This window comes from Marivita sp. (genome assembly GCF_017643905.1).
Taxonomy (GTDB): Bacteria; Pseudomonadota; Alphaproteobacteria; order Rhodobacterales; family Rhodobacteraceae; genus Marivita.
In genome coordinates, this window is record NZ_JAEPMO010000186.1 from 1 (window position 1) to 7,048 (window position 7,048).

Below are 7,048 nucleotides of genomic sequence, written 5' to 3' on the forward strand. Positions count from 1 at the left end.
ACTGCCGTCCTCCTGTGCCGCAACTCTCGACCAGAATCTACATATAGAAAAGGCGCCCGTTTGGGCGCCCCATATCTGACTCGAACCATCGTCTTCGCGAAATCTTTGCCCGATTCCGTGCTAACTTTGCCCCGATTTACAGCGTTTGGCTTCACGCTGCGGTGACAAAAGAAGCATTTTGCGTTTTCGCGAGTGCGTGTTAGCGTCTGTATCCGAGATTTGACCGAAACACGGTAAATTTGCTGGCCATTGGGCTTGGCAAATCAGTGCGGTCATACTATCCCCACAGCTGCATCAGAGCGCGTGATTCGTCCCGCGCTCTTTTGTATTACGTCCGAGACGGTGGGTTGCGGCTTGTTTGCAATAAATCCTGCCCGAGGCGGTAGCAGACCGACATGCCAAGGCTCACCCGTTGAGCGCTGGGCGGGTTTGGGACCGCAGACTGCGGACCAAAACCGCCGGAGCGATCCGGTTTTACTGAGCCGGGGGGTCCGCCCCCCAAACTGGAGTACACCTGTGGATAGAGCCCAAAAAGAGAAAGTGGTCGAGGAACTCGGCCAGATCTTCGAAAGCTCTGGCGTCGTTGTGGTAGCCCACTACGAAGGTCTCACAGTTGCCGAGATGCAGGATCTGCGGGGGCGCGCACGCGCTGCTGGCAGTTCCGTTCGTGTCGCCAAAAACCGTCTGGCCAAGATTGCCCTTGAAGGAAAGCCTTGCGCAAGCATCGCTAACTACCTGACAGGCATGACGGTTCTCACCTATTCCGAAGACCCTGTGGCAGCTGCCAAAGTGGTCGAGGACTTTGCCAAGGAGAACAAGAAGTTCGAAATCCTTGGCGGGGCCATGGGCGAGAACGCACTTGACCGGGCTGGCGTGGAAGCCGTGTCCAAGATGCCGTCCCGCGAGGAGCTTATCGCTTCCATCGCCGGCTGCATTGGCGCACCGGCAGCCAACATCGCTGGCGCGATTGGCGCACCTGCATCGAACATCGCCTCCATTCTCTCGACCATCGAAGAGAAAGCGGCGTAAGGCACCTGAGAACATCTTCGTGGGGTTGAAACCTCGACGTTGGAACACATTTAGATAGGAAAGTCACAATGGCTGATCTGAAAAAACTGGCAGAAGAGATCGTTGGTCTGACGCTTCTCGAAGCACAAGAACTGAAAACAATCCTCAAGGATGAGTACGGCATCGAGCCCGCAGCTGGCGGCGCAGTGATGATGGCTGGTCCGGTTGGCGGCGACGCCGGTGGCGCGGCTGCTGAAGAGCAGACCGAATTCGACGTCATCCTGAAGTCGGCCGGCGCATCCAAGATCAACGTGATCAAGGAAGTTCGCGGCATCACCGGTCTGGGCCTGAAAGAAGCCAAGGATCTGGTCGAAGCTGGCGGCAAAGCTGTCAAAGAGCAGGTTTCCAAAGCGGAAGCCGAAGACATCAAAGCGAAGCTGGAAGCAGCTGGCGCGGAAGTCGAGCTCAAGTAATCGCTTAACGGTTCCTTCGGGGGCCGGTGAGCACATTTGCGGGGCTGGGTATGGGGTTTTCCATGCCCAGCCAAGCCTGTCTTAGAGAGGCCCTTTGTCATATCGGGGCTTATCTTGGACAGGACCCAAGGATCGGGAGGCGTGCGGTGGGACGTGCGCCGTGAATTGATCGGGTTCGTGTCGTCTCTATTGGGCAGACCGCCGGGGCCCGACGGCGTGACGCTCAGCTGAGAATGAAAAGGTGATATCGACCATGGCGCAAAGCTATCTTGGCCAGAAACGTCTTCGTAAATACTACGGAAAAATTCGCGAGGTTCTGGAGATGCCGAACCTCATCGAGGTTCAGAAATCCTCCTACGACCTCTTCCTGAAATCCGGCGATCAGCCGCAGCCGCTTGACGGTGAAGGCATCAAGGGTGTCTTCCAGTCGGTGTTCCCGATCAAGGATTTCAACGAAACCAGCGTGCTGGAATTCGTCAGCTACGAGCTGGAAAAGCCGAAATACGACGTCGAGGAATGCCAGCAGCGCGACATGACCTACAGCGCACCGCTCAAGGTGAAGCTGCGCCTGATCGTGTTTGATATCGACGAAGACACCGGAGCGAAGTCGGTCAAGGACATCAAGGAACAGGACGTGTTCATGGGCGATATGCCCTTGATGACGCCGAATGGAACGTTCGTGGTGAACGGCACGGAGCGCGTGATCGTGTCCCAGATGCACCGATCGCCGGGCGTGTTTTTCGATCACGACAAGGGCAAGACGCACAGCTCGGGCAAGCTGCTTTTCGCCTGCCGGATTATCCCCTATCGCGGCTCGTGGCTCGACTTTGAATTCGACGCGAAGGACCTCGTGTTCGCGCGCATCGACCGTCGCCGCAAGCTGCCGGTGACAACGCTTCTCTATGCTCTTGGTCTCGACCAGGAAAGCATCATGGACGCGTATTACAACACCGTGACCTACAAGCTGCGCAAAGGTGAAGGCTGGGAGACCAAGTTCTTTCCCGAGCGCGTGCGTGGCACCCGTCCGACTTATGATCTGGTCGATGCAGCCACCGGTGAAGTCTTTGCAGAAGCAGGCAAGAAGATCACGCCCCGCGCTGTCAAGAAGATCATCGACGAAGGCAAGATCACGAACCTTTTGCTGCCGTTCGAACAGATCGTTGGCAAGTTCGTCGCGAAGGACATCATCAACGAAGACACCGGCGCGATCTATGTCGAAGCCGGGGACGAACTGACATGGACCGTCGACAAGGACGGTGCAGTTTCGGGTGGTAGCCTGAAAGAGCTGATGGATGCGGGGATCACCGAGATTCCGGTTCTCGACATCGATAACATCACTGTCGGTGCGTATATGCGCAACACGATGGCGAACGATAAGAACATGAACCGGGAAACCGCGCTCATGGACATCTATCGTGTCATGCGTCCGGGCGAGCCGCCGACCGTTGAAGCCGCTTCTGCACTGTTCGACACGTTGTTCTTCGACAGCGAACGCTATGACCTGTCCGCCGTGGGCCGCGTGAAGATGAACATGCGTCTCGCGCTCGACAAGCCGGACAGCCAGCGCACGCTCGACCGTGAAGATATCGTGGCTTGCGTCAAGGCACTGGTCGAACTGCGTGATGGCAAGGGCGACATCGACGACATCGACCACCTCGGCAACCGCCGGGTGCGTTCGGTCGGCGAATTGATGGAAAACCAATACCGCGTCGGTCTGCTCCGCATGGAGCGGGCGATCAAGGAACGGATGTCCTCGGTCGAGATCGACACGGTGATGCCGCAGGATCTGATCAACGCGAAACCGGCAGCCGCGGCTGTGCGCGAATTCTTCGGCTCCTCGCAGCTGTCACAGTTCATGGACCAGACCAACCCGCTGTCCGAAGTGACGCATAAGCGTCGTCTTTCGGCGCTTGGACCGGGCGGTCTGACACGCGAACGTGCGGGCTTTGAGGTGCGCGACGTGCACGCGACTCACTACGGTCGCATGTGCCCGATTGAAACGCCGGAAGGTCCGAACATCGGTCTCATCAACTCGCTGGCGACGTTTGCCCGCGTGAACAAGTACGGGTTCATCGAAACACCGTATCGCAAGGTCAAAAATGGCCATGTGACGGATGACGTTCAGTACATGTCGGCGACCGAGGAACAGCGGCACACCGTGGCCCAGGCCAACGCGCTTCTGGACGAGAACGGCAAGTTCGTGAACGAGTTCGTCAACACCCGTCAGTCGGGTGAATACACGCTCGCGCCGAACGAGAGCGTCGATCTGATCGACGTGTCGCCGAAGCAGCTTGTGTCGGTTGCGGCCTCGCTCATCCCGTTCCTCGAAAACGACGACGCGAACCGCGCTCTGATGGGTTCGAACATGCAACGTCAGGCGGTTCCGACCCTGCGTTCCGAGGCGCCGCTGGTCGGCACCGGAATCGAAGGTGTGGTTGCGCGTGACTCCGGCGCGGCCATCATGGCCAAGCGTGCAGGCGTGATCGACCAGGTGGACGCGACACGTATCGTTGTGCGTGCGACCGAAGACCTTGAGCTGGGCGATGCGGGTGTGGACATCTACCGTCTGCGCAAGTTCCAGCGTTCGAACCAGAACACCTGTATCAACCAGCGTCCGCTGGTGAATGTGGGCGACACCGTGGGCAAGGGCGAAGTCATCGCCGACGGCCCGTCGACCGATCTGGGCGAACTGGCTCTGGGTAAGAACGTGGTCGTCGCGTTCATGCCATGGAACGGTTACAACTACGAAGACTCGATCCTCATCTCCGAGCGGATCGCACGGGACGACGTGTTCACCTCGATCCATATCGAGGAATTCGAAGTCGCCGCCCGTGACACCAAGCTTGGGCCGGAAGAGATCACCCGCGACATTCCCAACGTCGGTGAAGAAGCGCTGCGCAACCTCGACGAGGCAGGCATCGTGTATATCGGCGCGGATGTGGAGCCGGGCGATATCCTCGTCGGTAAGATCACTCCGAAGGGCGAAAGCCCGATGACGCCGGAAGAGAAACTCCTCCGCGCCATCTTTGGTGAGAAAGCGTCGGACGTGCGCGACACCTCGCTGCGTGTGAAGCCGGGTGATTTTGGCACCGTTGTGGAAGTGCGTGTCTTCAACCGTCACGGCGTCGAAAAAGACGAACGTGCGTTGCAGATCGAGCGCGAGGAAGTCGAACGTCTGGCCCGTGATCGGGACGACGAGCTGGCGATCCTTGACCGCAACATCTACGCGCGTCTGAAGGACCTGATCCTTGGCAAGATGGCTGTGAAAGGCCCGAAAGGGATCAAGTCGAACAGCCAGATCACCGAAGAACTGCTGGACAGCCTGACCCGTGGTCAGTGGTGGCAGCTGGCATTGGAAGACGAAGACGACGCCAAGATCATGGAAGCCCTGAACGAGCAGTACGAGGCGCAGAAGCGTGCCCTGGATGCCCGTTTCGAGGACAAGGTCGAAAAGGTCCGTCGTGGCGACGATCTGCCTCCGGGCGTGATGAAGATGGTCAAGGTGTTCGTCGCGGTGAAGCGCAAGCTGCAGCCGGGCGACAAGATGGCCGGCCGTCACGGCAACAAGGGTGTGATTTCGAAAGTGGTGCCGATCGAGGACATGCCGTTCCTTGCTGATGGTACGCCTGTCGATTTCTGTCTCAACCCGCTCGGCGTGCCTTCGCGGATGAACGTTGGTCAGATTCTGGAAACCCATATGGGCTGGGCTGCACGCGGTCTGGGGATCAAGATCGACGAAGCGTTGCAGGATTACCGTCGCTCTGGCGACCTGACCCCGGTGCGCGAAGCGATGCGGATCGCCTATGGCGACGATGTCTACGAAGAAGGCATCAAGGACATGGACGAAGCACAGCTGATCACAGCGGCCAGCAACGTCACCCATGGTGTGCCGATCGCAACGCCGGTCTTTGACGGTGCGAAAGAGGCTGACGTGAACGACTCGCTCGTGCGCGCTGGTTTCGACACATCGGGTCAGTCGATCCTGTTCGACGGTCGCTCGGGCGAACAGTTCGCACGTCCCGTGACCGTGGGTGTGAAGTACCTGCTCAAGCTGCACCACCTTGTCGACGACAAGATCCACGCGCGTTCCACCGGGCCGTACAGCCTTGTGACCCAGCAGCCGCTGGGTGGTAAGGCGCAGTTCGGCGGCCAGCGCTTCGGGGAGATGGAGGTCTGGGCTCTGGAAGCTTACGGCGCTGCATATACCCTGCAGGAAATGCTGACCGTCAAGTCGGATGACGTCGCGGGCCGGACCAAGGTCTATGAAAGCATCGTCAAGGGCGAGGACAATTTCGAAGCGGGCATTCCCGAGAGCTTTAACGTTCTCGTCAAGGAAGTGCGCGGCCTCGGCCTGAATATGGAACTCCTGGATGCGGAGGAGGATGAATAAGTGATCGGAACGGTTGGCGCTGTTCCGTCATGGATTGGTTGGATCGGCGCCGTTCTCAGTCTTTGGCTGATGATCGGCGCGTTTCAAAAAGCCCCGACGGACAACGCCACCTTCTTCAATTACCTGCGGCCAAAGCGGTTTCTTTGGGGTTTTTTCCTCGCTGCTGCATCGGCTGACATCATCCTTTTCCCGCATTCGTCCTAAGAAAGGACCTGAAAATGAACCAGGAACTGACCAACAACCCGTTCAACCCCGTCACACCGCCCAAGGCGTTTGACGAGATCAAGGTCTCGCTTGCGTCGCCGGAGCGGATCCTGTCGTGGTCCTTCGGTGAGATCAAAAAGCCCGAAACCATCAACTACCGGACGTTCAAGCCCGAGCGTGACGGCCTGTTCTGCGCGCGTATCTTTGGCCCGATCAAAGACTACGAATGTCTGTGCGGCAAATACAAGCGGATGAAGTATCGCGGCGTTGTCTGCGAGAAATGCGGTGTGGAAGTCACACTGCAAAAGGTTCGTCGCGAGCGCATGGGCCACATCGAACTGGCCGCACCCTGCGCCCATATCTGGTTCCTCAAGTCGCTGCCGTCGCGCATCGGCCTGATGCTGGACATGACGCTGCGTGATCTGGAACGCATCCTCTACTTTGAAAACTACGTCGTAATCGAGCCGGGTCTGACCGACCTGACCTACGGCCAGTTGATGACCGAAGAAGAGTTCATGGACGCGCAGGATGCCTACGGCATGGACGCGTTCACGGCCAATATCGGTGCCGAAGCGATCCGCGAGATGCTTGCCAATATCGACCTCGAAGCCGAGGCCGATCAGCTGCGCGCGGACCTCAAGGAAGCGACCGGCGAATTGAAGCCGAAGAAGATCATCAAGCGCCTCAAGGTGGTTGAGTCCTTCCTCGAATCCGGCAACCGCCCGGAATGGATGGTTCTGACTGTGATCCCCGTGATCCCGCCAGAACTGCGTCCGCTGGTTCCGCTGGATGGCGGGCGCTTTGCGACCTCCGACCTCAACGACCTTTACCGTCGTGTGATCAACCGGAACAACCGTCTGAAGCGCCTGATCGAACTGCGCGCGCCGGCTATCATCGTCCGCAACGAAAAGCGGACGCTGCAGGAATCCGTGGATGCTCTGTTCGACACCGGCCGTCGTCGCCGCGTCATCCC

General features: G+C 58.6%; 4 protein-coding genes and 1 pseudogene. All 5 read left to right on the forward strand.

Going from position 1 to position 7,048, the window contains the following annotated elements:
• Nucleotides 1-516: 516 nt before the first annotated feature.
• A complete protein-coding gene (rplJ, locus tag JJ869_RS20740; RefSeq protein WP_292270273.1) occupies nt 517-1,029 on the forward strand; it encodes a 50S ribosomal protein L10 in 513 nt (170 codons plus the stop codon).
• 68 nt (nt 1,030-1,097) lie between these two features.
• Nucleotides 1,098-1,481 (forward strand): 50S ribosomal protein L7/L12, encoded by a 384-nt coding sequence (rplL, locus tag JJ869_RS20745; RefSeq protein WP_292270275.1) that lies wholly within the window; start codon nt 1,098-1,100, stop codon nt 1,479-1,481.
• A 253-nt stretch (nt 1,482-1,734) separates the two neighbouring features.
• A complete protein-coding gene (gene rpoB, locus JJ869_RS20750) occupies nt 1,735-5,871 on the forward strand; it encodes a DNA-directed RNA polymerase subunit beta (protein WP_292270277.1) in 4,137 nt (1,378 codons plus the stop codon).
• Nucleotides 5,872-6,075, forward strand: a complete 204-nt coding sequence (locus tag JJ869_RS20755; protein WP_292270278.1) for a hypothetical protein — start codon at nt 5,872-5,874, stop codon at nt 6,073-6,075.
• A 14-nt stretch (nt 6,076-6,089) separates the two neighbouring features.
• Nucleotides 6,090-7,048 (forward strand): annotated as a pseudogene (locus tag JJ869_RS20760) (DNA-directed RNA polymerase subunit beta'); the annotation flags it as partial.

Excerpts from the sequence above, each read along its gene's own strand:
- rplL (WP_292270275.1), top strand. The coding sequence starts at position 1,098 with ATGGCTGATCTGAAAAAACTGGCAGAAGAGATCGTTGGTCTGACGCTT.
- rpoB (WP_292270277.1), top strand. The coding sequence starts at position 1,735 with ATGGCGCAAAGCTATCTTGGCCAGAAACGTCTTCGTAAATACTACGGA.